Annotated in this window: 26 protein-coding genes; 12 read left to right on the top strand and 14 right to left on the bottom strand. The window is 58.0% G+C overall.

Features of this window, described 5'->3' with window-relative positions; genetic code table 11:
• Positions 1-39: 39 nt before the first annotated feature.
• The 7 genes from Q0802_RS11450 to pyrH all read right to left on the bottom strand — a co-directional run bounded on the left by Q0802_RS11450 (position 40) and on the right by pyrH (position 5940).
• Complete coding sequence (locus Q0802_RS11450; RefSeq protein ID WP_298918049.1) at positions 40-171, bottom strand: hypothetical protein; 132 nt, start codon at positions 169-171, stop codon at positions 40-42.
• A gap of 106 nt (positions 172-277) precedes the next feature.
• Positions 278-1630, bottom strand: a complete 1353-nt coding sequence (gene rseP, locus Q0802_RS11445; RefSeq protein WP_298918046.1) for an RIP metalloprotease RseP — start codon at positions 1628-1630, stop codon at positions 278-280.
• 3 nt (positions 1631-1633) lie between these two features.
• Positions 1634-2806: a 1-deoxy-D-xylulose-5-phosphate reductoisomerase gene (gene dxr, locus Q0802_RS11440; RefSeq protein WP_298918043.1), complete on the bottom strand. Its 1173-nt coding sequence runs from the start codon at positions 2804-2806 to the stop codon at positions 1634-1636.
• Positions 2807-2809: 3 nt separating this feature from the next.
• On the bottom strand, positions 2810-3604 hold the full coding sequence (locus Q0802_RS11435; RefSeq protein WP_298918040.1) for a phosphatidate cytidylyltransferase: 795 nt from the start codon (positions 3602-3604) through the stop codon (positions 2810-2812).
• A gap of 7 nt (positions 3605-3611) precedes the next feature.
• Positions 3612-4352, bottom strand: coding sequence for an isoprenyl transferase (locus Q0802_RS11430; protein WP_298918037.1), 741 nt, complete (start codon positions 4350-4352; stop codon positions 3612-3614).
• Positions 4353-4521: 169 nt separating this feature from the next.
• On the bottom strand, positions 4522-5085 hold the full coding sequence (gene frr / locus Q0802_RS11425; protein ID WP_298918034.1) for a ribosome recycling factor: 564 nt from the start codon (positions 5083-5085) through the stop codon (positions 4522-4524).
• Between the two features lie 126 nt (positions 5086-5211).
• Positions 5212-5940 (bottom strand): UMP kinase, encoded by a 729-nt coding sequence (pyrH, locus tag Q0802_RS11420; RefSeq protein ID WP_298918031.1) that lies wholly within the window; start codon positions 5938-5940, stop codon positions 5212-5214.
• 107 nt (positions 5941-6047) lie between these two features.
• Between pyrH and miaA the strand changes: the two genes are divergently transcribed.
• The 5 genes from miaA to Q0802_RS11395 all read left to right on the top strand — a co-directional run bounded on the left by miaA (position 6048) and on the right by Q0802_RS11395 (position 12505).
• Positions 6048-6947, top strand: a complete 900-nt coding sequence (gene miaA / locus Q0802_RS11415) for a tRNA (adenosine(37)-N6)-dimethylallyltransferase MiaA (RefSeq protein WP_298918028.1) — start codon at positions 6048-6050, stop codon at positions 6945-6947.
• Positions 6948-7035: 88 nt separating this feature from the next.
• Positions 7036-7842, top strand: a complete 807-nt coding sequence (locus Q0802_RS11410; protein ID WP_298918025.1) for an AraC family transcriptional regulator — start codon at positions 7036-7038, stop codon at positions 7840-7842.
• Between the two features lie 205 nt (positions 7843-8047).
• Complete coding sequence (locus tag Q0802_RS11405; protein WP_298918022.1) at positions 8048-9088, top strand: ABC transporter permease; 1041 nt, start codon at positions 8048-8050, stop codon at positions 9086-9088.
• A 12-nt stretch (positions 9089-9100) separates the two neighbouring features.
• A complete protein-coding gene (locus Q0802_RS11400) occupies positions 9101-10318 on the top strand; it encodes an ABC transporter permease (protein WP_298918020.1) in 1218 nt (405 codons plus the stop codon).
• Positions 10319-10414: 96 nt separating this feature from the next.
• Positions 10415-12505 carry an ABC transporter ATP-binding protein gene (locus Q0802_RS11395; RefSeq protein WP_298918017.1) on the top strand — a complete coding sequence of 697 codons (2091 nt, stop codon included), beginning with the start codon at positions 10415-10417 and terminating at the stop codon, positions 12503-12505.
• 95 nt (positions 12506-12600) lie between these two features.
• Here the strand turns inward: Q0802_RS11395 and Q0802_RS11390 are convergent, their stop codons facing one another.
• From Q0802_RS11390 to Q0802_RS11380, 3 genes are all read right to left on the bottom strand, one after another.
• Complete coding sequence (locus Q0802_RS11390; protein ID WP_298918014.1) at positions 12601-13086, bottom strand: hypothetical protein; 486 nt, start codon at positions 13084-13086, stop codon at positions 12601-12603.
• Between the two features lie 259 nt (positions 13087-13345).
• A complete protein-coding gene (locus tag Q0802_RS11385) occupies positions 13346-13759 on the bottom strand; it encodes a hypothetical protein (protein ID WP_298918012.1) in 414 nt (137 codons plus the stop codon).
• Positions 13760-13903: 144 nt separating this feature from the next.
• The gene (locus tag Q0802_RS11380; protein ID WP_298918455.1) at positions 13904-14455 is read right to left on the bottom strand and encodes a lytic transglycosylase domain-containing protein; all 552 of its coding nucleotides are present in this window, start codon (positions 14453-14455) and stop codon (positions 13904-13906) included.
• A 247-nt stretch (positions 14456-14702) separates the two neighbouring features.
• On the opposite strand from Q0802_RS11380, the gene ssb reads away from it, so the two are divergent.
• On the top strand, positions 14703-15197 hold the full coding sequence (ssb, locus tag Q0802_RS11375) for a single-stranded DNA-binding protein (protein ID WP_298918010.1): 495 nt from the start codon (positions 14703-14705) through the stop codon (positions 15195-15197).
• Entirely contained in the window at positions 15181-15624 is a 444-nt protein-coding gene (locus tag Q0802_RS11370; RefSeq protein WP_298918007.1) for a GNAT family N-acetyltransferase, read from the top strand. The genes ssb and Q0802_RS11370 overlap by 17 nt, the downstream gene beginning before the upstream one ends.
• Here Q0802_RS11370 and aroB read toward each other — a convergent pair.
• Together aroB and Q0802_RS11360 are read right to left on the bottom strand one after the other, a co-directional pair.
• Positions 15621-16736 carry a 3-dehydroquinate synthase gene (gene aroB / locus Q0802_RS11365; RefSeq protein WP_298918005.1) on the bottom strand — a complete coding sequence of 372 codons (1116 nt, stop codon included), beginning with the start codon at positions 16734-16736 and terminating at the stop codon, positions 15621-15623. The two genes, Q0802_RS11370 and aroB, sit on opposite strands and share 4 nt — an antisense overlap.
• Positions 16729-17322, bottom strand: a complete 594-nt coding sequence (locus Q0802_RS11360; protein ID WP_298918003.1) for a shikimate kinase — start codon at positions 17320-17322, stop codon at positions 16729-16731. The genes aroB and Q0802_RS11360 overlap by 8 nt, the downstream gene beginning before the upstream one ends.
• A gap of 83 nt (positions 17323-17405) precedes the next feature.
• Between Q0802_RS11360 and Q0802_RS11355 the strand changes: the two genes are divergently transcribed.
• Genes Q0802_RS11355 through Q0802_RS11345 form a run of 3 tightly spaced genes read left to right on the top strand, consistent with a single transcriptional unit; the run spans position 17406 to position 20057 of the window.
• Positions 17406-17555, top strand: coding sequence for a hypothetical protein (locus Q0802_RS11355; protein ID WP_298918001.1), 150 nt, complete (start codon positions 17406-17408; stop codon positions 17553-17555).
• Positions 17545-19089, top strand: coding sequence for a hypothetical protein (locus Q0802_RS11350; protein WP_298917999.1), 1545 nt, complete (start codon positions 17545-17547; stop codon positions 19087-19089). Before Q0802_RS11355 ends, Q0802_RS11350 begins: the two co-directional genes overlap by 11 nt.
• On the top strand, positions 19089-20057 hold the full coding sequence (locus Q0802_RS11345; protein ID WP_298917998.1) for a site-specific tyrosine recombinase XerD: 969 nt from the start codon (positions 19089-19091) through the stop codon (positions 20055-20057). The genes Q0802_RS11350 and Q0802_RS11345 overlap by 1 nt, the downstream gene beginning before the upstream one ends.
• Here the strand turns inward: Q0802_RS11345 and Q0802_RS11340 are convergent.
• A complete protein-coding gene (locus tag Q0802_RS11340; RefSeq protein ID WP_298917996.1) occupies positions 19994-20809 on the bottom strand; it encodes a metallophosphoesterase family protein in 816 nt (271 codons plus the stop codon). The two genes, Q0802_RS11345 and Q0802_RS11340, sit on opposite strands and share 64 nt — an antisense overlap.
• Positions 20810-20883: 74 nt before the next feature.
• Between Q0802_RS11340 and Q0802_RS11335 the strand changes: the two genes are divergently transcribed.
• Positions 20884-22191: an HlyC/CorC family transporter gene (locus tag Q0802_RS11335; RefSeq protein WP_298917994.1), complete on the top strand. Its 1308-nt coding sequence runs from the start codon at positions 20884-20886 to the stop codon at positions 22189-22191.
• A 131-nt stretch (positions 22192-22322) separates the two neighbouring features.
• Positions 22323-23903, top strand: coding sequence for an ATP-binding protein (locus tag Q0802_RS11330; protein ID WP_298917992.1), 1581 nt, complete (start codon positions 22323-22325; stop codon positions 23901-23903).
• Here Q0802_RS11330 and Q0802_RS11325 read toward each other — a convergent pair.
• Positions 23892-26312 (bottom strand): FAD-dependent oxidoreductase, encoded by a 2421-nt coding sequence (locus Q0802_RS11325; protein ID WP_298917990.1) that lies wholly within the window; start codon positions 26310-26312, stop codon positions 23892-23894. The genes Q0802_RS11330 and Q0802_RS11325 overlap by 12 nt on opposite strands.
• Positions 26313-26437: the final 125 nt, after the last annotated feature.

The following is a 26437-nucleotide window of genomic DNA, read 5'->3' as shown; positions in this document are numbered from 1 at the left end:
TTTGCCGGGGTTTGGGAAACCGGCCATCAGGGGCCCCGATCAGCCGTAAACGGTGCCAATCCAAGCGCCAGCACCAAGCGCCAGAGCAATTGTCGCAAAATAGAGCCCGCGATCCCAGTTGAGATCCATCAGCAGGCTAAGGCCACGGTATCCGTTATGTATCGCTTGCATTGCGTTTCTCCGTCTTTACAGAAATACGTTTACAAAGGGAATGAGGCACCAATTTGTCCAATTGTGTCACAATCAGGGCAATTCACACGGAAGCAGTGTGCCTGCTTCAGGGGCAAAAGAGATCATTGCCCAGGGCGAAAACCATCAGGGTCAACACCATTGCCAACCCCGCGGTCATCAATACGCGCAAGGCCCTGTCGCTCGGCGGTTTACCGGATACGGCCTCATATGCGTAGAAAACCAGATGGCCCCCATCCAAAGCGGGCACCGGAAAAAGATTAAGCAGCCCGACAGCGGTGCTCAGAACAGCGATGAACCAGATAAAGGATTGCGCCCCCTGACTTGCCATGGCCCCCGAAGTTTGCGCAATCCCGATGGGCCCGCTCAGATTACAGGTGCTGATCGCGCCAGTGATCATGTGACCCAGTCCGGACAGCGACCCTTCAATGATCCGCCCCGTCTGGCGCACGCCTCCCCAAACCGCCTCTCCGAAGCCCGGAGTCTCGGTCGCTGCGTCAAAAGCAAGCCCACCGGCAATGCCGATACGCCATTGTGTCGCGAAGCCGCCTTCCGGCCTGGGTTCATCCACGCGTTTGGGCGTCAGCGAAACGTCCAACTCTTCCCCATCCCGCCAGACACGCAAAGCCAGTGTCGCACCCTCGCCGCCTTCAACAGCGGTTTTTAGCTGATTAAAAGCAAATATCGGCGCGCCGTCGACGGCGACAATCACATCGCCTGCTTCCAACCCGGCCCCCATGGCCGCACTCTGCGGGCTGACGGCTGAAACATAGGGCGGCAACAAATAGACCCCGGAGACAGTTCTTTCATCGCCATTCCGGCGCACGGTGTAATCAAGCCGGGCTTTTTCAGGAACCGCGTCGATGAAATCTGCATAGGCCACCGAATCTTCGGTGCTGGGAATGCGCGCGCCTTCAATAGCCAACAGTTCATCGCCGATCTGCAATCCACGGTCGGTGACCGGCAAAGGCCGCAGTTCACCGACCGTCAGTGGATCGCGTGACACGCCGCTCGACATCAAAACGAGGGCGAACACAATGATGGACAGAACAAAATTGAACACCGGTCCCGCAGCAACGGTGGCCGCACGGGCCCAAAGCGGTGCGCCATGCATCGTTGCGCGCAATCTCTCCGGATCGGCCTCGGCTTCGGCCATCGCAGCCTCGTCTTTGCCAGACGCCGCGTTCGCGTCACCGGCAAACTTCACAAAGCCGCCGAAGGGCAAAGCCGCCACCTGCCAGAGTGTGCCGCGCTTGTCCATGCGCGACCACAAAACCGGGCCAAACCCCAAAGAAAACACATCCGCATGGATCCCGGACCAACGCCCGACAATGTAATGGCCATATTCATGGATCGCGACAATCACGGAAAGCGCCAGCACAAAAGCGGCGATTGTCCAGATCAGCCCGCCAAACTGCGGGATCAACGCGAATATATCCAAAGGTCAACCTGCTCTTTTCTGAAGGGCCCGTGTGGCCGTCTGACGTGCCACATGGTCCACTTCTGCGACGTTATCAAGGGTCATGGTGGCATCAATATGACCAGAGGCCGTCGTCATCGTGTCCAGAACGTCCTCGACGACCTCGGCCATCTGCGTAAATCCGATCTGCCCTGCAATGAAGGCGTCGAGCGCTGTCTCTTTGGCCGCATTGAACACCGCACCTGCCAATTTACCGGTTTCCATGACCTCCCGGGCCAGGCGCAGGGCGGGCCAGCGCGTCTCACAAGGGGCGCGAAAGCTCAGCTGCGCTATTCTGGCAAGATTCAGCCGGTCCACGGGAAGATGACGCCGTTCCGGCCAATGCAACGCGTAGCCGATCGCGTGACGCATATCGGGTGGCCCGACATGGGCCATCAAGGCACCGTCGGTGAATCCCACCATCGCATGGATCAGCGATTCCGGATGGATCAGAACCTCGATTTGCTCAGATGAGGTGCCAAAGTATTCCTTTGTTTCAATGAGTTCCATCGCTTTGTTAAACATAGACGCCGAATCAATCGTGATCCGCTGACCCATATCCCAATTGGGATGGCTGGACGCCTGATCCAACGTCGCCATGGGCAAATCTTCAATGGGCCAGTCCCGAAAAGCCCCGCCGCTGGCGGTAATGATGATGCGCTCGACAGTCGCAATATCTTCGCCCACAAGCGCCTGAAAAACCGCCGAATGCTCACTGTCGACCGGCAGCAACCGGGCTTGATGCGCCTTCGCGGTTTCCAACATCAGCGCACCTGCACAAACCAGCGATTCCTTGTTGGCAAGCGCCAGGGTACCGCCCTGTTGCAGCGCGGCAAGACCGGGTGCCAACCCCGCGGCACCAACGATTGCGGACATCGTCCAATCAACAGGTCGTGTTGCTGCCTCCTGAATGGCATTCGCACCCGCAGCCGCGACCACGTCTGATCCCTGCAAAGCTTCCCGCAGGTCGGGCAATAAATGGTCAAGCGCTGTGATGGCGATATCGGCCCGGAGGTGTTTGGCATCCGCTGCAAGCTGACGGATGTTGCTGGCACCGGTCAGCGCCACCACATCATAATCCTCAGGAGCGCGTGAAATCAGATCAATGGTGTTCTGGCCGACCGACCCCGTGGCCCCGAAGATGTTGACCCGGCGCATCCTTTACCTCAGCGCCAGAGGCGACCCGAAAATCGGCCCGCCAATGATCAGCAGGAACACCGACGCGCCCAGCATGCCATCAAATCGGTCCAGCAATCCGCCGTGACCGGGAATGAGGTTGGAGCTGTCCTTGACCCCGACCCGCCTTTTGATCGCGCTTTCGGCGATATCGCCCATCTGGCTGGCCATGGAGACGGCAATGGAAACCCCGATCAGCTGCGCGCCGGTGCCGGTGTTGGCCATGAAAGCAGCGCCCACCGCTGCGGCGCCAATCCAGCCAAATCCCGTCCCGGCCCAGGTCTTCTTTGGGCTGACACGGGGCCAGAACTTGGGGCCCCCGATCAGACGTCCGGCGAAATATCCAACCACGTCGGTCGCGACGACAACCAACACCAGCCAGAGCATCCAGTTGAAACCCATATCATCGCGAACCGACATCATGCCGTAGCCTGCCAGCAGCACCATCACGGTGAATACCATGTAGATCGTGCGAAACGCCTTGAGCTGGCCGAAACCCACCAAGGCTGACGCCAGCAGAATAGGCAAAGCAAAGCCGGGTGGCAGATAGATCGCCAAAAGTGCCGCTGCGCCAGCCAGCCCGCCCAGTTGCAACGCAACATTTCGTGGCGCACGGATCATCGCCGCAAGTTCCCAAACCATCAGCCCGCAAATCGCGGCCACCATGACGTGGAAAACATGACCTCCGACCCAAACACCCCACAGACCCAAAACGACCATAGCCGCCCCCGACCCCATGCGGGTCGCGAGATCAGACCATTTTTCGCTGTTGATGCTCATGAGCGCGTCACCGCAAAACGCCGCCAAACCGACGTTCGCGCCCACCGTAGGCCGTGCAAAGCCGGGTGAATTCCTCGCGGGTAAAATCGGGCCAGAGCGTATCGATGAATTCATATTCCGAATAGGCCGACTGCCACAAAAGGAAGTTCGAAATACGTGCCTCTCCGCTGGTGCGGATCACCAGATCGGGATCCGGCAAAACATGTGTATCGAGATATCGCGGCAGCGTTTCTTCATCGACATCTTCGGGACGCAACCGTCCCGCTGCGACATCTGCAGCCAATCGCTTGGTGGCGCGCGCCACTTCATCGCGCCCGCCGTAATTCAGCGCAATGGTCAGGTGTACCTGGTTGTTGTGCTCGGTGGCCGCTTCCAACTCGTTCATCAGATGGATCAGTTTGTCATCAAGACGCACCCGGTCCCCGATGAAGCGCACCCGCACACCTGATTCCCGCAACACTTTGGTTTCCTTGATGATGTACCTGCGAAAGAGGTTCATCAGCCCTGCAACTTCTACCTGCGTGCGTTTCCAGTTTTCCGTCGAAAATGCAAAAATCGTCAGGTAATCGACGCCGATTTCAGGGCAGCTTTCGACGATTTCGCGCACGCGCCGCGCCCCGGCATGGTGACCAAAAAGCCGAGGTCGGCCTCTTTGCGTTGCCCAACGGCCGTTCCCATCCATGATGATGGCCACGTGGCGAGGGCATCCCGGCACCATGTTCATTTGGGGCTGCGGCGCTCCCGCCATATCGTTCTCCTTATACCGATGACGGGCCCGGGCCTCTGCCATTTCGGGCTTTCAAAGGTCAATTCCTGCGCCGGTCCTGACGCCTTGGGCAATCAATCAATATTGGCAGAGCCGTTACCATAGGGTGACCAAAGCGCCCAAATCTCTGGCAATCCGGTCATCCACAGGGTCAAACCTGCATGATCTCGCCTTGTTTCGTTTCGAGCAAATCGTCGATCGACTTGATATGACGGTCCGTAATATCCTGAACCTCGCTCTCCCAAAGCTTCTGGTCGTCCTCGGACATCCCGTCAGCCTTGGCTTTCTTGATCTGATCCATACCATCGCGGCGCACATTACGGATGGAAACACGGGCGTGCTCGGCGTATTGCCCGGCCACCTTGGTCAATTCCCGCCGACGCTCCTCGTTCAATTCAGGAATAGGCAACATGATAATGGTGCCGTTGAGTTGAGGATTGATCCCCAGCCCACTTTCTCGAATGGCCTTTTCAACTTTACTGACCAGACCTTTGTCCCACACGTTGATCGTGACCATCCGCGATTCCGGAACGTTCACGGTGCCGACCTGATTAATCGGTGTCATCGATCCATAGGCATCAACCATCACCGGCTCCAGCATCGACGCCGACGCCCGGCCCGTCCGCAAGGACGCGAATTCGGTCCGCAGATTGGCCATTGCCCCATCCATTCGCCGCTCAAGGTCATCGGTATCGAGCATAAAATCATCAGACATAGTATCGTCCTGCCACAAGTTTACGGGCGCAGAGTTCTGCGCGTTGTTGTTGATGTCGTGTATAAATCAGGTTTGCGGCGAAAGGCCAGAAGGAGTTGCATTTGCAACGAAACAACCGTTTTGGTGCTACCCCTGCACCCGCGTATAGGTGCCCTCGCCCGCCAGAATGCCGCGAAAACCACCGGGCTCATCCAGCGAGAAGACAATGATCGGCAGGTTATTGTCGCGCGCCAGCGCGATGGCGGAGGCATCCATCACCCCCAGCCGCTTGGCCAGCACATCGTCATAGCTGACTGTTTCGTACCGCTTTGCATCCGCGTGTTTTGCAGGATCCTTGTCATAAACCCCATCAACCTTGGTGCCCTTGAAGATCGCCTCACACGACATTTCATTGGCACGCAGGGTCGCCGCGGTATCGGTCGTGAAATATGGATTTCCCGTACCGGCGGCAAAAATGCAGACCCGTTTCTTTTCAAGGTGGCGCACGGCGCGGCGGCGGATGTAGGGTTCAGCCACTTCGTTCATGGTGATCGCGGATATAACCCTGGTGTGAATGCCCAACCCTTCCAGCGCGGATTGCATCGCCAGCGCGTTCATGACCGTAGCGAGCATCCCCATGTAGTCCGCCGTCGTGCGTTCCATCCCCTGTGCGGAGCCCTGCAATCCGCGGAAAATATTGCCACCGCCGATCACCATGCAAATCTCCACCCCAAGCTCATGAACCGATTGGACCTCGCGGGCAATCCGCTCCACCGTGGGCGGGTTAAGGCCAAATCCCTGATCGCCCATCAGCGCCTCGCCGGAGATTTTCAGCATGACCCGTTTGAAGGTGGCCTGAGGCTCGATTGATGTCATGGCGAATGCTCCTGAGACCCGGGGGTTTGTTTGCGGGTTTTGTTTGCGCGCAAAATGTCGGAAAAGCATCCAAAGTTCAATGCACCCCAGAGGCGATCATTCAGAAAATGGCGCAAGCTGTCATCACCTCCTCAAAATCGCTGATCGCAGGGCTGTCACCGGAACGCCCGGTACTGATCGCCGGGCCTACTGCATCGGGGAAATCGGCGCTGGCCTTGGAAATCGCCGCGCAACAGGGTGGCGTGATCGTGAACGCCGATGCCAGCCAGGTCTATCGCTGCTGGCGTGTAATCTCTGCCCGGCCTTCCGCCGCCGAAGAGGCCCTGGCCCCGCATGCGCTTTACGGGCACATTGATGCGGAACAGTCATATTCCACCGGGCATTGGCTGCGCGAGGTCATACCGCTGCTCAAAGGCGATACCCGACCCATAGTCGTGGGCGGCACCGGTCTTTATTTCTCTGCGCTGACGCGCGGGTTGGCGGATATTCCCGCAACTCCGCATCACGTGCGCACTGAGGCGGATGCCCTCCCCCTCCCACATCTGTTGGCCGATCTCGATGCCGCCACGAAGGGCACCATCGACACAGCCAATCGCGCACGGGTTCAAAGAGCCTGGGAGGTTCTGCGCGCGACCGGTCGGGGTCTGGCAGATTGGCAGGCAACGACAAAACCGCCCGCCCTGCCGCTGGATCAGGCCCAGGCAATTGTTTTTGATGTATCAAAAGACTGGTTGAATGCGCGTATTGAGAAACGCTTTGATCTCATGATGGCGGAAGGTGCATTGGAAGAAGTGAGTAAAGTGCTGCCCACCTATGATCCTTCGCGCCCTGCGCACCGGGCCATCGGCGTGCCTGAATTGATCGACCATCTGGCAGGCCGGACCACGCTGGAAGAAGCCCGTGACCGCGCGGTGATTGCCACCCGCCAATTCGCTAAAAGACAACGCACCTGGTTTCGGTCCAAGATGGGTGACTGGCAGAAACTCTCCTCGGCGAAAGCACGCTGACACCCTTTAATGCGCCCTGACATCTTGCTGAAATCCCAATAAAATACCCTGAGGCGAGCTTGACGATGATACTTCGCGGAGAAGTTACATGGTGCAAAACACTCTGAAAATTCTGACTCTGGCACAGTTATCGCAAGGTCAGGAATGGCGTTTGACGCTCGCACACGACCGGCCGGAACATTTGATCATCTGGATCACCAGAGGCCAGGGACGCCTGCTGCTGCATGGCAAACGCCACGGGATCGGCACGCATAACGCGATTATTGTGCCGGCTCGGGAGCTTTTCGCGCTGGATCTGGGCAAACAAGGGATCGGGCAAGCCCTAGTCATTCCTGATGGAACGGATGTGACCATGCCGGAGATGCCGCGGCTTTTGAGAATACGTGATGCCGCGGCGATGAACGAACTGACAACCCTGCTGGAGGCGGCGGGTCGCGAACAATCGGCCGCGCGCGCTCTGGTGGCGCGATCCATGGATGCCTACGGCACGTTGATTTCTGTCTGGGTGCAGCGGCAGTTGGGGCGCGAAGAACACGCGCCCGCCCGTCGCAACGCCGCGGCCAGATTAAGCGCCGCCTATTGCGCCCGTGTCACGGCGCATTTCGCAGATACACTGACCATGGCGGATCATGCCCAGGCTCTGGGAGTGACCGCCACACATCTTACCCGCGCTTGCAAAGCCGCAACCGGCAAGACGGCAGCGGATCTCTTGACCGAGCGCATTCTTTACGAAGCACGCAGTTTGCTGGTGACAACCAAGGTGCCCGCTCAGGACATCGCCCGCCACCTCGGCTTTGGCAGTGCAGCCTATTTCACCCGTTTCATGCAACATCACACAAACGCCACACCGACGGCCTTGCGCAAAGCCTCGGCAAGTTTATCCCAAGTCGCCTGACCAATTCTGCCGACATCCCCACATCTTCACCCATAGGTCGTTTTGCGACCAACACGATGTCGCAAACGTGCAATTTTTAGGCGCTGGATTACATTGACGCGGCCCCCAAAGTCATGCCTCATGGGACCACAAAATAACCTGAACGCCTTAGCGGGCGTCGAAAACGGTGCGAAAAACGCGCCATAGCCTGACAACAGGGGCACCAATGGGACTATTCATACTCAGACGTCTGGGCGTCATGATATTGACGGCGCTTTGCCTGACGTTCGTCGTCTTCTGGCTGACGAACCTCTATCCAAACCTGGAAAAACTCGCCAAGACCCAGGGAAATTTTCGCATGTCTGACGAGGCTGTGGAAAGCTATCTGGGCAAAAACGGGTATCTGCAGCCGATGCCGGTGAAATTCGGACAATGGCTGGGAGTTTTGCCCGGCTGGACGTTCGAAGAAGACGGGGTTGTGACTGGCAAATGCTTTGCCATTGATACCCCTCAGGAAGAACGTCCGAGCTTTTGCGGCGTGCTGCAAGGCGACTGGGGGTTCTCGACGGTCTTCAAGAACGAAGTGGGCGGCATTGTCGCCGAACGATTGGGGCTGACCGGCAAGCTCATGTTCTTTGTGATGTTGCTGATGGTGCCCATGGCGCTGCTGATCGGTGTTCTGGCGGGCATGCGCGAAGGCTCAAAGCTCGACAGGTCGCTTTCGACCTTTTCCATCGCCTCGACGGCAACACCGGAATATGTCTCTGGCGTTATCTTCATCGCGGTCTTTGCGTCCTCGGCCGGTTGGAAAATATTCAATGGCTCCGCCACCTCCGCCATGGACGACGCAACTTTCGCGAATTTTACACTGCCCGTAGTGACCATCGCGCTCTATGGCATGGGCTATATCGCGCGCATGACGCGGGCCTCCATGACCGAGGTGATGACCGCGCAGTACATCAGGACGGCCAGACTGAAAGGCGTTTCCTTCAGCAACATTGTCTTGAAACATGCGCTCCGAAATGCGCTGATCGCGCCTTTCACGGTGATCATGCTGCAATTCCCCTGGTTGCTGAACGGCGTCGTGATCGTGGAGACGCTCTTCAACTACAAGGGTTTCGGGTGGGTGCTGGTTCAGGCCGCCGGGAACAATGACATCGAGCTGCTGCTGGCGGTCTCGGTAGTCTCGGTCATCGTGGTGCTGGTGACACAGCTGATATCCGACATCGGCTACGTTTACCTCAACCCACGCATTCGCATCGCGTAAAGGAGCAAGACCATGGAACCACTTACCTGGGGCGCCATCTTCTTCCGCATCTTTATGCAGTTGATGCCCGTCTGGATCGCATTGATCGTCGTCTTCACCCTGTCGATCACCTTCAAACGCAAACTGGGGCTTTACGGCAAGCTCTTTGACAGCACCATCGGCATGATCGGCTTTGGGCTCGTCATGTTCTGGGTCTTTGCCGGGGTGCTGGGCGGGCCGCTTGACATGATCGTCACCCATGATCCGCTCAGCCAGATTTCCGGGATGAAGAACAAACCTCCCGGAACCGCGCTGCGCAGCCCCGATGAAGGCCAATATGCCTATTTCCTGCTGGGCGGGGATAACCTGGCGCGCGATGTCTTCAGCCGTGTGATAAAAGGCGCATGGATCGTCGTGCAGATCGCGCCACTGGCCACCCTCTTTGCCTTCATGGTTGGCATCACTTTGGGCCTGCCCGCCGGATATTATGGAGGCCGCCTGGACACGCTTCTGTCGTTCCTGGCAAACCTCATTTTGGCTTTCCCGGTGATCTTGCTGTTCTATCTGCTCGTCACACCGGAAATCGTCCTGACCGGCATTCCCAACTACATGGCGCTGTTTCTCTTTGTCTTCCCGCTGGTCTTTGCGACGATCCTGCTGAATTCGCGTTACCATACCCAGCCAAAGATGCGCACACCGCTGCTGATCGGGGTCGTGGGCGGATTGGGATGGCTCTACCTGTCACTGGTGTCGACCAACGGGGCCGTTGTTGCAACGCCGACCTACAAGATCTACGGGCTGCCCGGATTTGTCGATCTCTTTGACATTGATCCCGGCATTCTTGTGGTCTTTGTCTCGGTGGTTTTCGTGAACTCGCCCACCGTGTTCCGGATCGTGCGCGGGTTGGCATTGGACATCAAGACACGGGACTATGTGGCCGCCGCGCAAACCCGCGGCGAAGGACCATGGTACATCATGCTGTGGGAAATCCTGCCCAACGCGCGCGGCCCACTGATCGTCGATTTTTGCCTGCGCATCGGCTATACGACCATCCTTCTGGGGACCTTGGGTTTCTTTGGATTGGGGCTGGCGTCGGAAAGTCCGGATTGGGGAACAACGATCAACTCAGGCAGGCAGCTTTTGCGGGCCTTTGTCCATCCGGCTGTTGTCCCTGCTGTCGCTCTTTTGACAATGGTTCTGGGACTGAACCTTCTGGCAGACGGGCTGCGCGAGGAATCACTGCGCGACTGATGACAGGGAAGCCCGGGGCGCTGCTCCGGGCTTTCCTTCGAATTTTTGGCCAAAAGAAGCTTCCGCGACTGATCGGCCCTCCTGAAGGAGAACAGAATGCCTAAGACGGATTACGATGGTCCAATCCTTGAAATCGACAAGCTCTCGATTTCGTTCTTCACCCGCCTGCGCGAAATACCTGCCGTCATGGACTTCTCGGTTCATGTGAAACCCGGAGAGGCCGTGGGGCTTGTGGGCGAATCCGGTTGCGGCAAGTCCACGGTCGCATTGGGCGTGATGCAGGATTTGGGCAAGAACGGTCGCGTCGTCGGCGGGTCGATCAAGTTCAAAGGCCGCGATCTGGGAGAAATGAGCGCCGAAGAGCTGCGCGACATTCGCGGCTCCGAGATCGCGATGATCTATCAGGAGCCGATGGCCTCCCTGAACCCCGCCATGAAGATCGGCAAGCAATTGATGGAAGTTCCGATGATCCATCAGGGCATGAGCGAGAAAGACGCATACGACCGTGCGCTACAGGTTGTCACGGATGTGAAGCTGCCCGATCCCAAGCGCATCCTCAGCGCCTATCCACACCAGCTCTCCGGCGGCCAGCAGCAGCGCATCGTGATCGCCATGGCGCTGATGTCGGAACCTTCGCTGCTGATCCTTGATGAGCCCACAACCGCGCTCGATGTAACCGTCGAGGCAGCCGTTGTCGAACTGGTGAAGGACCTGGGCAAGAAATATGGCACGTCGATGCTGTTCATTTCCCACAACCTCGGGCTGGTGCTGGAAACCTGTGACCGCATCTGCGTGATGTATTCCGGTGAGGCGGTTGAGCGCGGCTCCATCGAAGACGTGTTCGACAAGATGCAGCACCCCTATACGCAGGCGCTCTTCCGATCGATCCCCCTGCCAGGCGCGGATAAGAACGCCCGCCCGCTGGTGGCCATTCCGGGTAATTTTCCTCTGCCCCATGAGCGACCCAAAGGGTGCAACTTCGGCCCCAGATGCGACTATTTCGAAGAGGGCCGTTGTGATCAAGGTTTTATCCCGATGCATCAGGTCGACGAAGGTGCGCGCCATGAAAGCCGTTGTGTGAAATTTCAGGAGATCGACTGGGATGCGCCGCTGGAACTGGCGGACACAAAGACCAAGGGAGAGGTCGGCGACGTTGTCTTGAAGATGGATAACCTCAAGAAATACTATGAGGTTGCAGCAAACGCGATTTTCGGCGGCGGCAACAAGAAGGTCGTCAAGGCCAATGAGACGCTCAGTTTTGAGGCGCGAGAATCCGAGACCCTCGCCATCGTCGGCGAATCCGGATGCGGCAAATCCACTTTTGCCAAGGTTTTGATGGGGCTTGAGACCGCGACCGAAGGCAAGATCATTCTGGGCAACAAGGAAATTCAGGACGTGCCCATCGAAGAACGGGACACAAAAACCGTCTCCGAAGTGCAAATGGTCTTCCAGAACCCCTTTGACACGCTCAACCCGTCAATGACCGTCGGGCGCCAAATTGTCCGGGCGCTGGAGATATTCGGGATCGGGGACTCTGACCGCGACCGCACGCAACGGATGCTGAGGCTGCTGGATCTGGTGAAACTGCCACGTGAATTTGCGGATCGCATGCCGCGCCAGCTATCCGGTGGTCAAAAACAGCGGGTCGGGATTGCGCGTGCCTTTGCAGGCGACGCGCGGATCGTTGTGGCGGATGAACCGGTCTCGGCACTCGATGTCTCTGTGCAGGCGGCTGTGACCGATCTGCTGATGGAAATCCAGCGCGAGCACAAGACGACCCTGCTTTTCATCAGTCATGATCTGTCAATTGTGCGCTACCTCAGCGACCGGGTGATGGTGATGTATCTCGGTCATGTGGTCGAACTGGGGACAACCGATCAGGTATTTTCACCGCCCTATCACCCCTATACCGAAGCGCTGCTCTCGGCGGTTCCGATTGCCGATACATCCGTGAAAAAGAAACATATCGTCCTCGAAGGCGACATTCCCTCAGCGATGAACCCACCATCCGGATGTCCATTCCAGACCCGGTGCAGGTGGAAGTCACAGGTGCCCGGTGGCTTATGCGAAACCGAAGTACCGCCTGTCCGCTCCTTAGGCGGCAATCACCAGATCAAATGTCATCTGAGCGATGACAAACTGGCGGAAATGGAACCGGTGATCGAAATCGGCGTCGCGGCAGAATAGGTTTCACAATGTAAACACAGGCCCCCGGGGGGCCTGTGTCACTTGTTAACAGGTCAAAGGGCGTCGCGATGAACGCCTTTCGACATACCGGTAATTTATTCCGGCAGCAGGTCCACAACTTTATCCGCGAAGGATGTGATGAGGACATTGTAAAAATCTTCATCGCTTGGCGCGACGGCAATGAAACCCTCTGGGACGCTGGCCTCATCCGAGTATGCGGAGAGCTTGATCACCTCGGTGATTTCCTTGCTGCCCCGCTGATAGCTGACAAACCCTTCCAGCTCATTGAATTCAGCGCTGTCAGGCAGGATGGTATCGCCGTCAAGGCTCACGCGTTTGATTTTCACGGTCAGTAGCGGCCCGGCAGGGTCGGTGTCGGTCTTAACTCTCTCGAGGATTTCACGCGCCAAATCGTCGGCAATTGTCGGATATAGCTCAAGCGCATTGCTGTCCTGTGGGGCCTCGATCTCGGCCTGTACATCAATTTCGCTCACAGCTTCTTTGGCATATGCCGGGGCACCTATAAGGGCGGCCAGGCTGACGGAAGCAACAAGGGCGGTTTTTCGAACTGAGTTGAACATGTGACATGCTCCTTTCGTTTACTAACCCGGCGATGTGCAGATTGCGCATCACCATTGCCGCCCCAACAGAGGCAGCGCGCTTTCGGTTCCGACTTTTTTTGAGGTTTCGCGCGCCCAACCCAGCGGCAAGCAGAGTATCGTCACTTACAGGTTTTAGTTTAATTATTTAAACACAAGAGCTTATGAGCGTTCACAGCTCAACTACACGCCCGGCGCATTCCCGCCGAGTGCCATGCTACCCTGTCAGATGAAATGAGGATCACAGCGAGAAGGCGACGACCAAACCGGTAAGGTAACTCAACGAAAAGAGCGCCAGACCCGGCTTGCGGCTGGCCAAAAACAATGAGGCCAGCATCAGCACCGGTGCCAGCGCCAAACCACCAAGGGCTGGCAGAAATACCAGTTCGTTCCATTCCGTTCCCGGCCCCCAGGGTGAATTCTCAGAAGTTAACCCGGTCAGCAGAACCGCCGCCAGACAGCCCAGCATGGATCCCATCGCCATCGCCAAACTGTGGTCGAAAAGCGCAAAGCGCTTGCGGCCCGCCGTTTTGACGGAGCGCGGAATCGGCTGGGATCGCAGGGAGCGAATGGGAAGTTTGTCGCGCGCGGGCGCGAACCCGCGGTGTGCTTTGTTAATACGGTCAAGACGCGCTTGAAAATTTGCAGTGGCCATCAAAACATCCCCATCTTTACTGGTGTGACCAAAATCCTATCCAAATCAGGCGGCACTATGGCCATCATTGGGAGGGTTTGTGAAACTCGTTAGAGGGTCATGCGCTTTGGGCATCGGTCAGGGCAGCGATTTTTGGCAGCGATGTTACTGGCCACCAATGATCTTCACGTAGTTCTGCGTCTCGCGGTACGGCGGCACCCCACCGTATTTTTTAACGGCCCCCGGCCCCGCGTTATAGGCCGCCAGTGCCAGACGCCAGGACCCGAATGTCCGATACTGCTCTTTGAGGTAACGTGCGCCACCTTCAAGGTTCTCGGCCGGATTCAAGGGATCAACCCGCAGCTTGCGCGCGGTCGCCGGCATCAATTGGGCCAGACCAAGCGCGCCTTTGTGAGACTTTGCAACAGGGTTCCAATTGGATTCCTGCTGCACCAGACGCAAAAACAGGTTCTCAGGCACCCCGTGTTTGCGTGCGGCATCACGTGCGAGATCGAGGAATTTCCCTTTGTATTTACCTGTATAACCGGGCGTCGCCCATTTGCTGGGCGTGACCACGGTTGGCGGTTTCAAGCGCACCGAGTTGTTGTATTGGCCCGCTGCGCGCGAATCCAGAATGCGGGTCTGCGAGGCAAAAAGCTTGGTACGGCTCTTGCTGGAAACAGTCTGCCCAATGGCAGGTGCACTGACAGCCACCATGGCCGCCAATGCACAGCCTCGGCTCAACAGCCGGGCCATTATAATAACTCTCGTACCCATCTGAGGCGGACTATACCGATTTTGAACCTGCTTTCCAGCCTTTAGCGCCCCCGGGCAAATGACAATTTTGAGCGCTTAACGATTTTATAACCCGCCTACTATCGGTATAGGTTTAGTCAAATTGCGCTCAATTGGATTCGGCAACGGCAGAATCGGAGCAATTGGAAAAAATCAACGGGGGGACGCGATGGCCGGCTCAGTAAACAAGGTAATTCTCATCGGCAATCTGGGGCGTGATCCCGAAGTGCGCTCGTTCCAGAACGGCGGCAAAGTCTGCAACTTGCGTATCGCGACGTCCGAGACCTGGAAAGACCGCAACACCGGTGAGCGCAAAGAACGGACCGAGTGGCATTCCGTTGCGATTTTCTCCGAGCCGCTCGCCCGTGTCGCCGAGCAATATCTGCGCAAGGGTTCCAAAGTCTACATCGAAGGCCAGCTGGAAACGCGCAAGTGGCAAGATCAATCCGGACAGGACCGCTATTCCACCGAAGTTGTTCTGCGCCCCTACCGTTCGGAACTGACCATGCTTGACGGCCGCGATGGCGGCGGCGGTGGCAATTTCGGAGGCGGCGGTGGCGGGTCTGCGGGCTATGATGACCGTGGCGGCGACAGCTATGGCGGCAGCAGCGGCAGTTCCAGCCCGGCGCCATCGCGTGATCTGGATGATGAAATCCCGTTCTGAGCTCACGATACGTGCCCTGACGCCAAAAGACGCTTCTGCGCTGGTGGCTTTGTACAATGAGCTGACTTCCGGGCCGAAAACGGCCCGGGCAGACCGGATTGCGGCGGTCATGGCCCATCCCGGGACCACCATTTTCGGGGCCGAGGAAAACGCCGCGATTGTCAGCATGGCCACTTTGCACATCTTGCCAAATGTGACCTTCGACGCGCGGCCCTATGCTTTGATCGAAAACGTTGCGACAACACAAGACTACCGCATGCGCGGCTTCGGACGCGGGGTGATGCAGGCCGCTGTGGATGAGGCCTGGCGGCAGGATGCTTACAAGATCATGCTGCTGACCGGACGAAAACGCGGCGCGCGCGGGTTTTACGAAAGCCTTGGTTTCAGCTGCGAGGACAAATTCGGCATGGTGATGCGCCGTTCTTAAAGCCGGTTCGCGAGCGCATCCCGCAGGACACCCCGCACCGCCTCGCGCGGCACATCCGAGGTGATGAATGATCGCCCGATCCCGCGCGCAAGAATGAACCTTAAAGTGCCTTGTACGACCTTTTTGTCCTGAGACATCAGCCCCAGCAGCCCATCCGCATCAGGCAGATCGCCCGGGATGTCAGCCATATCCGTTTTCATGCCCATGGCCTTTAGATGCGCGCGGACCCGACTGGGTTCTTCCTGAGAGCACAGACCCATTCGCGACGAAAGCTCGAAAGCAAGCGCGCAACCGATGGCAACACCCTCCCCGTGCAAAAGGCGGTCCGAATACCCGGTAGCGGCTTCCAGCGCATGGCCGAAGGTGTGACCGAGGTTCAGAAGCGCCCTATCCCCCTGCTCCGTCTCGTCCCGCATGACAATATCGGCTTTCATCTGGACCGATCGACGCACGGCTTCAATCCGCGCACGCACGTCACCTGCCGCAAGCGCGGGTCCCTGTGTTTCCAGCCACTCAAAAAAACTAGCGTCCCCCAGAAGGCCATATTTCACAACTTCGCCATATCCAGCGAGGAAATCGCGCGGCGCGAGCGTGTCCAGAACATCGGTATCCGCAAGAACCAGCGAGGGTTGATGAAAGGCGCCGATCAGGTTTTTACCCTGTGCCGCGTTGATGCCGGTCTTGCCGCCAACGGAACTGTCAACCTGCGCCAGAAGAGATGTGGGTATCTGCACAAAACGCACACCACGCCGCAGGATCGCGGCGGCAAATCCGGCCAGATCACCAATCACACCGCCGCCCAAGGCCACAACGATATCGCCGCGCTCGACTTTCTGTTCCAGTAGCCAGCCAACGCTTCGCTCCAGCGGGCCCCAGGATTTGGTCGCCTCGCCTGCCGGTAACGCAAGGGCATCCGCCTCGATCCCCTGAAGCGCCAGTCCGGCCTCCAGCGTGGCCAGATGCAGGGCCGCGACCGTCTCATCTGTCAGAATGGCCACTTTTGGCCGTGACAGCAGCGGTTCAATCTCCACACCGGCCTGCGCCAGCAATCCGGTCCCGATCCGCACCTCATAGGCGCGCCCCGGCAGATCAACGGTGACGGTTTCACGCATCAACCCGCTCCAGCACATCGGGTCTGGTAAGCAACACGTCCGCCACCCGTTTTGACATCAGTTCGATAGAGACCGGCGGCGCGCAGGGCACCCGCAGATCCGCCTTGCTGTATTCCGGTACACGTTTTGCAAAAAGTTCTGCCAGCGTGGCCTTGGGGTCAGCCGTACGCAGAAGCGGTCGCGTGTCACGGTGCGCCACCCGTGACCACAAGAGTTCCAGATCAGCATCGAGCCAGACCGCCACCCCCCGCCTGGAGATCGTGTCGCGATTGACATCAGACAGAAACGCGCCACCGCCGGTCGATAAAACACCCGGTTTGCCCCGCATCAACCTCGAAATAACCTGACTTTCGCGGGCCCGGAAGAACGCCTCGCCATCGCGTGCGAAAATCTCGGGGATGCTCATATTGGCAGCCGCCTCGATTTCCTGATCCGAATCGAGAAAGGGCGCTCCCAGCAATTGCGCCAGAGCCCGACCCACAGCGGTCTTGCCAGCCCCCATCATCCCCACCATCACAACGGTTTTTCGCAAGGCGTAACGCTGTTTGTGTGAGTCTTCGGCCACGGATTGCTGAATTTCGCTCATATTTCCCTGAATGACGTGATATTGCTGAAAAGGCCATATATAAGTTTGGAAAAAATCGACAGGCAATCAAGGCAGTAAATCCCATGTCGCGCATCTTTAAGCTTCTGTTCTTTCTCATTATTCTGGGTGGTATTGGCCTGGTGGGATATGCCTATGTCGGACCCTTTTTTGGCGCTGATTTTTCCGCGCCGCAAACAGAAGTCCGCGTACCTGTGACGCTTGATGCCAATTAAACGCGGTGCATATTGGGGCGCGGTGGTGTTCTGCGGCTTTGGGATCACGCAAGCCGCGGCGCAGGATCAACCACTTTCGGTCATTGACTGGGTGCAGCAAAACCCGGATCAGCCCGCACTTACCTCGGTTGCGATGCCGGATGGGGGTATCGCGCCCATTGCCCGGTCCGGGCTGGCGCCGGATGTGGCGGTGATGCCGCTTGACGAAGAAGCAGTCAGGATCATCGGGCTGGTCCCTGCGAGCGTGACCGGGTTGCCGCAGACGCTGTGGCGGCGAAGCGATCCCCAGGCGCTGAGCCGTCAATTGAACAGCTTGCCCGAGCTTCGGCTGCCAGCAGCACAGGCCCTGCTGTTCACGGCCTTGCTGACCGAGGCCCAAGGTCCCGGTCAGGACGCCGCACAGGAAGATGTCTTCACATTGGCCCGGGTGTCCGCATTGCAAAGGTTCGGGGCGCTTGATCCGGCACTGGCCCTGATCGAGCAGGCCGACGTCACGCGGGACGCAGCCCATTTTGCCGCCTATATGGACCTTGCTCTGCTTTCAGGTCAGGAAGGCCCAGCTTGCGGAACGTTGGACGCCCAACCACATCTTTCTCCCGGTATGAGCTATCAGATTTTTTGCAGCGCCCGGCAGGGTGACTGGACGACGGCAACGCTGCTGTATGACACCGGCAAGGCCCTGTCCTTCATGAGCAAACCAGAAGTTGCCGCGCTGGATCGCTTTCTGCATCCTGAGTTCTTCGACGGGCTTCCCCCGTTGCAGCCCCCACGCAAGATAACACCCCTGTTATTTCGCTTGCACGAAGCGATTGGCGAACCCCTGCCAACCCGCCTGCTGCCCCGCGCCTTTGCGGTTGCGGACCTGCGCGATCTTGCCGGATGGAAGGCGCAGCTGGAAGCGGCCGAACGGCTCGCCAAAACCGGCGCCCTACCCGATAACCGATTGCTTGGCCTTTATTCCGACCGGGATCCAGCCGCATCGGGCGGCATCTGGGACCGCGTCGAAGCCGTACAGCAATTTGACACAGCCCTGCGCACGCGGTCAGCTGGCGCTGTCAACAAAACGCTGCCCCGCGCATGGGCTGCCATGCAGGAGGCGGAACTTGAAGTGGCCTTTGCAGGATTGTTTGCCGAGGCGCTTTCACAGGTGCCGTTGACGGGACGCAGTGCAGACATCGCGACAACCCTCATGTTGCTGTCCCCAAACTATGGTGATCTGGCCGATCGATCCCCGTCGAAACTTCTGCGCGACGTGGCGACTGGTGATCCAGCCGGGCTTGAGGCCAGCAATCCCCTGCATCAGGCCGTCATCGACGGGTTTGCGGTTGGTGCCGCCCGCTCCGATCTTGTTGAGATGGCCCGCACGGACCGGCTGGGTGAAGCGATCTTGCGGTCCTTGGTGCTGTTGGAGGACGGCGCGTCAGGCGATCCTCTCGCGCTCACCGAAGCTCTCGGTACGCTGCGCGCGCTTGGTCTGGAGGACACCATGCGCAGAGCGGCATTGCAAATATTTCTGCTGGATCGGTTTGGATAATGGCACAGGATCACTGGATATCCGCGTTTCTGGAAGCCCAGGCCGCAGAATTGGGGGCCGCAAGGAACACGCTTCTGGCTTACGGGCGTGATCTGCAGGACTTTGACGCGTGGCTCACCCGGCGCGAGCAGGGTTTTGACGGTGTCGAAAAGGCCGACGTTGAAAACTATCTGGTGGATTGCGATGCGCAGGGTCTGTCCCGGGCGACGCGGGCGCGTCGCTTGTCAGCCATTAAACAGCTCTATCGCTTTGCCTTTGAAGAAGGGTGGCGCAAAGACAATCCGGCCATCCAGATATCGGGACCGGGGCGCGACAAGCGGTTGCCCAAAACCCTCTCTGAGGCTGAAGTGGACCGTTTGCTGGAGGCGTCACGCAGCTATGGCCGCTCGCCGCGTGACCGGGCGCGCAACACCTGCTTGATGGAAGTTTTATATGCAACCGGGATGCGCGTTTCCGAGCTTGTCAGCCTGCCCGCCAGTGCTGCGCGCGGCGATCCACGCATGCTGCTGATCCTCGGCAAGGGGGGCAAAGAACGCATGGTGCCGCTCTCCCCGCCTGCCCGCGAAGCGCTGGGGGACTGGCTGCGCATCCGGGACGAGATGGAGGACGAGCGGCGCTCCGACAACAAACCAGCCTCCAAATACCTCTTTGTGTCCCACAGCGCGGCGGGCCATCTGACCCGTCACAGGTTCTATCTGCTGATCAAGGAGATCGCCGTTTCCGCCGGTGTCTCGCCGGAGAAGGTGACACCGCATACGCTGCGCCATGCCTTCGCCACACATCTGTTGGCCAATGGCGCTGATTTACGATCGATCCAGACCCTTTTGGGGCATGCAGATGTTGCCACGACTGAAATCTACACACATGTGCTGGAAGCACGGCTGAGCGATCTGGTCCTCAACCATCATCCATTGGCCAAGGACGGTCCCCGCAAAGAGACCGGCAGGATATCCTCGGACGGCCAGTAACCGCTGAGCAGCGCCGCCTCATAGCCACCTGTAAGCCCCGCCGCGCGCATCGCGGCAGCGGCGGCTTCGGCATCGTAGCTGAGGCGATGGATTTGCACCTCGCCGCCGTCAAGAATGCCATATCGGGTTTGTTGGCGCCCGTCATTGGGCGGCATTCCGATCACACCGGGGTTGATCCAACGCCCTTGCGGTGTCTCTTTCACGAAGGCCAGCCCACAATGGCCCGCAATCACGTGGTCAACAGCGCCTATGCTGCTTTCGATGGCGCACCATTCCATTTCGAATACGGCATTTGAACTATTCGGCCAGATAAAACGGGCGATCTCCGTCCAACCGCCATGGATCACCGCATACCGCGCGCCCTGATGCCGAAAACTCAGAATATCCGGGCAATGCCCCATCCAACGCCGCGCCTTGGGGTCCACGCGTGCATTCGCAAACGGATACCACCCTTGGCTCAATAGATCACAAGCGCTGTCCGCGTCGAAACCGCAACCGCAGTCAGGTGCGTTCTCTGCCAGCTGTTTTTCGCAGTTTCCCGCAACAACCGAAGCCCCCATCTGCCGAATGGTATCCACGGTTTGCGCAGGCGCGCCGCAATAGGCTACCACATCCCCGGTACAGATCATGTGATGGCCCCTGATCTGAAAGCGATCAGCATCCGCGATGAGCGCCTGCAAGGCGTGCAGATTGGAATAGGGCCCGCCAAACAGCAACACCGGACCATTGATTATGCCCAGATCACGGTGCATCTGCCGCTCCTCCCTTGATTGACGCAGGTCCGATGCCCATACATAGGCAAACTCTTTCAAAGGTATCATTCCAAATGGAAACGGCGACTGCAACGCTTGATCAATCTTTCTGGCTCACCTGTGGCGTGATCCTGTTTCTGCTGGTGCTGTCGGGGTTTTTCTCAGGGTCCGAAACAGCACTGACCGCCGCATCGCGTGGCAAGTTGAGAGCGCAGGCCGACAAAGGGTCGCGCGGCGCGGAACGGGCGTTGAAGATTACCGAGGACAATGAGCGGCTGATTGGCTCCGTGCTTTTGGGAAACAACCTTGTAAACATTCTGGCGGCATCCCTTGCCACCGCCATATTCACCCGCGCTTTTGGTGAAAGCGGCGTGGCATTGGCGACGCTTGTCATGACCCTGCTGGTCTTGATCTTTGCCGAGGTCCTGCCCAAGACATATGCAATTACCAACTCAGAAACAGCCGCCGCTCTGGTCTCCCGCCCTATTTCGCTTGTGGTGACGGTGTTTTCGCCGGTCGTGGCCGCCGTGCGCCTGCTGGTGCGCGGTGTCCTGCGGATTTTCGGCATTACAACTGATCCCGACAGCAATATCCTCGCCGTACGCGAGGAAATTGCAGGTGCCCTGCAACTTGGCCACTCCGAAGGGGTGGTTGAAAAGGAAGATCGTGACCGTATTCTTGGTGCGCTGGATCTCAACGACCGAACTGTAGAAGAAATCATGCTGCACCGCTCGGGCATTGAGATGATCAATGCCGATGACAGCCCGCAGGATATCCTCGATCAGTGTTTGAAATCCAACTATACGCGTTTGCCGGTTTTTCGGGACGATCCCGAAAACCTGATCGGGGTCATCCATGCCAAGGACCTGCTGCGCGCAATGTATAAACTCATTGGCGGTCCTGACGGGGATGCCGCCAAGCTCAAGAGCTTCAAAATCACCGATGTGGCGATGAAGCCCTATTTTGTGCCCGAAACCTCGACACTGGACGAACAGATGCGCCAGTTCCTGCGCCGTCGGACACATTTTGCCCTGGTGGTTGATGAATATGGCTCCCTTCAGGGGTTGATCACTCTTGAAGACATCCTCGAAGAAATCGTTGGGGAAATTACCGATGAATTCGACCCTGATGCGGAGCAATCGGTGACCAGCGGGGATGACGGGCAATTTGCCGTTGATGGTGCGATGACCATTCGCGACCTCAACCGCGCCACCGACTGGAACCTGCCCGATGACGAGGCGAATACGGTTGCCGGCTTGGTTATTCATGAGGCTCAGATGATCCCGACATCGGGACAGGTGTTCTCTTTCCACGGATTTCGATTTGAAGTGGTTGCAAGAGATGGCAACCGGATCACCGAGTTGAAAATTCGCCCCCTCTGATCTGCGGAAAACCGCATGGCACAGCAGCAGTTTGAATGCTGATGCGCAAAATTGTCGCCAACAGCCTGTTTTTGGGGTATTAATTGCCTGCAATTTGAGCATTTGCTCAATGTCGCGTCCGGCGGGGGGCTATGACAAACAATATTTTACAGTTCTGGCAAAACGCCGGGGACGATCCATTTGAGCCGCTTTTTGAAGCAGCACCGATCCTGATGCACTCTATAGACGACAAGGGCATCCTCCTGAAAGTGAGCCGCTTCTGGAGCAGTAAACTTGGCTATAAGACAGAGGAAATGGTGGGCAGGCCATCGACTGACTTTCTGACAGAAAAGTCCAGAAAATACGCGCTGCAAACGGTGTTGCCCGAATTCTATCGCAAAGGCAGTATGGCCAATGTCGAATATGTCTTTGTGCGAAAAGACGGCTCTCCGTTGCCGGTGCTTCTATCCGCGATCGCAGAATACGATGCTGAAGGGAATTTCGAACGGTCCCTTGCCGTCATGTTCGACAACACCGAAGCCAAGCGCGCGCAGGCAGAACTGGTTCAAAGTCAGCGCACAGATGCCATCGGTCGCCTTGTGGGAGGCGTTGCACATGATTTCAACAATCTGCTGACAGTCGTGCAGGGAAACCTCGAATTCATTAAGCTGGATTTCGATTCAGAGGAACGCGAGATTTTTCTCACTGACGCCATGAACGCGGTGGAACGCGGCGCCGCCCTGACGCAACAGCTTCTGACCTACGGGCGCAAGGCGAACCTCAACCCGAAACTGACCAATATCAATCGCGCCATCCGCGAGATGGATTCAATGCTCAGGCGCGTTCTGCCTTCGACCACAAGCATTGAAACCGTTGTGGCCGCGGGCCTTTGGCTGGTGGAGATCGACCGTCACCTGCTCGACACCGCGATCATCAACATCGTCAACAACGCGCAATATTCCATGCCCGAAAACGGGGCCACGCTGACCGTTGAGACCTGCAATGTCCGAATTTCGGATGAATATATCTCGGCCCGCCACGAGGATATTCAGCCAGGGCGCTATGTGATGCTGGCCATTTCTGACAACGGCAGCGGCATGACACGCGATGTCGCGGAACAGGTTTTTGAACCTTTCTTCACGACGAAACCGGTTGGCAAGGGATCTGGTCTTGGCCTGTCGATGGTATTCGGGTTCATCAAGCAATCCTCCGGTGCCATCCGCATCTATAGCGAGCCTGGGCATGGAACCACGGTAAAGATGTATTTTCCCGCCGTTGGAGCGCCTGACACACCCCCGGCAGATAAACCAGAGTATTTTGATTTCGAAGATGACGGCAATGACATCAAGATTCTGGTGGTCGAAGACGAGCCGGATGTCCGCAAGGTGCTGGTGCGCCAGTTGCGCGGCATGGGGCTGCGGATTTCGCAGGCGGAATCGGGCGACGACGCTTTCAAGATGATCGAAAACGGACATCGGCCTGACATTCTGCTGACCGATATTGTCATGCCCGGCACCCTACAGGGCCCCGCACTGGCCGCAGAGGCACGCGCTGTCATCGACGGTCTGCGGGTGATCTACGTGTCCGGCTACCCCAACGAGGCGGCCATTCACGGCAATGGTGTGAACCAGAATGACGTACAGTTGGTTAAACCCGTCGACACCAAAACGCTGACAAACGCGGTGGGAAAGATGATCAAGTTGATTGATGCACAGGCCGGTTCAGGCACGTAACCGCGCGCCTTTGGGATCAAAGGGTGGTTCATGCAGAATGGTGGCCTTGTGGGGCCGACCCAGCACCATGACGTCCACGACATCGCCGGGGTGTGCGCCCTTCACATATGCCAGCGCAAGGCTCATGCCGACGCTGAAACCATAGGCACCGGACGTTACCCGCCCGATCCCCTGCCCGTCCTTGAAGATCGGCTCACCGCCCGTGGCGTCTGCGTTGGACGCCTTCGTCTCCGCCGCGTCGAGCGCCAACAACACCAGGTTTTCGCGGACAGGTTTGGCCAGGGTTTCCAGAACGGCCTGCTTGTTCAGGAAATCCTTATCCAGCTTGCACAACCGGTCGAGCCCCACTTCCTGCGGCCAGTATTCCGGAGAATACTCACGGCTCCAGGAGCCGTAGCCTTTTTCCACACGCAGGCTCATCAGCGCACGTGAGCCAACCGGACCGGCACCAAAGCGCCTGCCTTCTTCAATCAACAGATCAAAAAGCCGCGCCTGATCTTCTACCGCGCAATGCAACTCCCAGCCAAGATCGCCGGTGAAGGATACGCGTAAGGCCAGCACGCGAACACCAGAGAGGTCAATCCAGCGGCTGGTCATGAAGGGGAAATCCTCGGTCGCAAGCGAGGTGTTGGTCAGGCGTTGCAGCATGTCACGCGACTTCGGGCCGGCGACGTTAAACCCGCACATGACATCTGTGTGGCTTTCAAATGTGGTGCCCTCCGGCAGCGGCACCGCCTTGAAAAACCGCTTGTGATAGCGCTCCGCCATGCCCGATCCGATGACCCAGAAATCATCTTCATCCAGGCGGGTCACTGTGAAATCGCCGGCAATGCCGCCGCGTTTCCCAATAAGAGGCGTCAGACATGAACGTCCGACCGAGCGAGGCATTCTGTTGGCGAAGACCGCATTCAACCAGTCTTCGGCCCCCGGACCTTTGCAGCGGTATTTGGCAAAGTTCGAAATGTCGATGATGCCTGCCTTGTCGCGCAGCATCCGACATTCGCGCCCGACCGGTTCCCACCAGTTCTGGCGGGTAAATCCGTCAGTGTCGCGCATGCCGGGTGTGTCCGCATACCACAAGGGATGCTCCCAGCCATAGTTCAGGCCAAAAACAGCCCCCAGTTTTTGCTGAGGCTCATAAGCGGGGCGCTTGCGCATCGGACGGCCAGCATCACGCTCTTCATTCGGGAAATGTATCTTGAAGCGGTTGGCGTATTGGTCGCCGACGCGGGCCTTGGTGAAAGCCTTGTCGGCCCAGTCCCCAAAACGCGCCATATCCCAGGCAAACATGTCATAACGGGTTTCACCCGTGACAATCCAGTCAGCGGCCAGCAGCCCCATGCCCCCCGATTGGGAAAACCCCGGAATGATGCCATTGCAGCAGAAGTAATTGGACAGCTCCGGCACCGGACCAAAAAGCACATTGCTGTCAGGCGACCAGATCATCGGCCCGTTGATGACCCGCTTGATCCCGGCCTCGCCGACGACCGGCACGCGGTCTATCGCACGCATCATATTGTCTTCGATACGCTCCAGATCATCGGCGAAAAGCTCGTGGCCAAAGCCCTGCGGCGTACCGTCCTCGGCCCAGAACCGCAGGTCCTTTTCATAAGCGCCGACCAGCAGGCCCTTGCCTTCCTGTCGCAGATAATATTCGCCGTCCCTGTCAGCCACAGAGGGCAAACGCCGGTCCAATGCGTCAATTTCCGCAATCGTTTCGGTCACAAAATACTGGTGTTCTGTCGGTTGCAGGGGCAGTTCAATCCCCGCAAGTGCCGCAACTTCCCGCCCCCAGAGACCCGCCGCATTGACCACCCATTCCGTTGCGATATCGCCTTTGGGCGTGCGCACGACCCAACTGCCATCAGGCTGTTGTTCCGTACCGATCACGGGGCAAAAGCGGATGATTTCGGCCCCGTTTTGCCGTGCGCCGGTAGCATAGGCATTGGTCACGCCAGAGGGATCGACGTTTCCGCCATCGGGCTCCCACATGATGCAGCGGATGCCGTCGAAGTTGACCAGCGGATGCAGCCGTTCGGCTTCATCCCGGCTGACCTCATGGAAATTCATATTGTATAGCTTGGCCTTGGCGGCCTGCAGACGTAACTGATGCTCGCGTTCAACCGTTTGCGCCAGATAGAGCGACCCCGGTTGAAACACACCGCAGCTTTGCCCGGTCTCTGCCTCCAGCCCATTGTAGAGGTTCATGGTGTAATGCTGGATGCGGCTGATGTTGGTGCTGTCGTGCAGCCCGTGAATATTCGCCGCCGCATGCCATGTGGAGCCGGACGTCAGTTCATCGCGCTCCAGCAACACCACGTCGCGCCACCCCAATTTGGTCAGATGGTAAAGAATGGAGCAGCCGATGACGCCACCTCCGATGACAACGGCCTGAGCATGGGTGCGCATGTATGCGGTCCTTGAGATGTGTTGTGTCTTGGGCGAACTTGCGCCCTGCAAATCGTTGTTGATTGCATTTTCACGACATATCCGGTCGCGCGGGTACAAATCTGTTCTGAAATTGCGCGTGGTGG

The organism is uncultured Roseobacter sp., assembly GCF_947495275.1.
Classification (GTDB): domain Bacteria; phylum Pseudomonadota; class Alphaproteobacteria; order Rhodobacterales; family Rhodobacteraceae; genus Roseobacter.
Note: the sequence above shows the minus strand (reverse complement) of the source record. Positions and strands in the feature narration are given on the sequence as shown.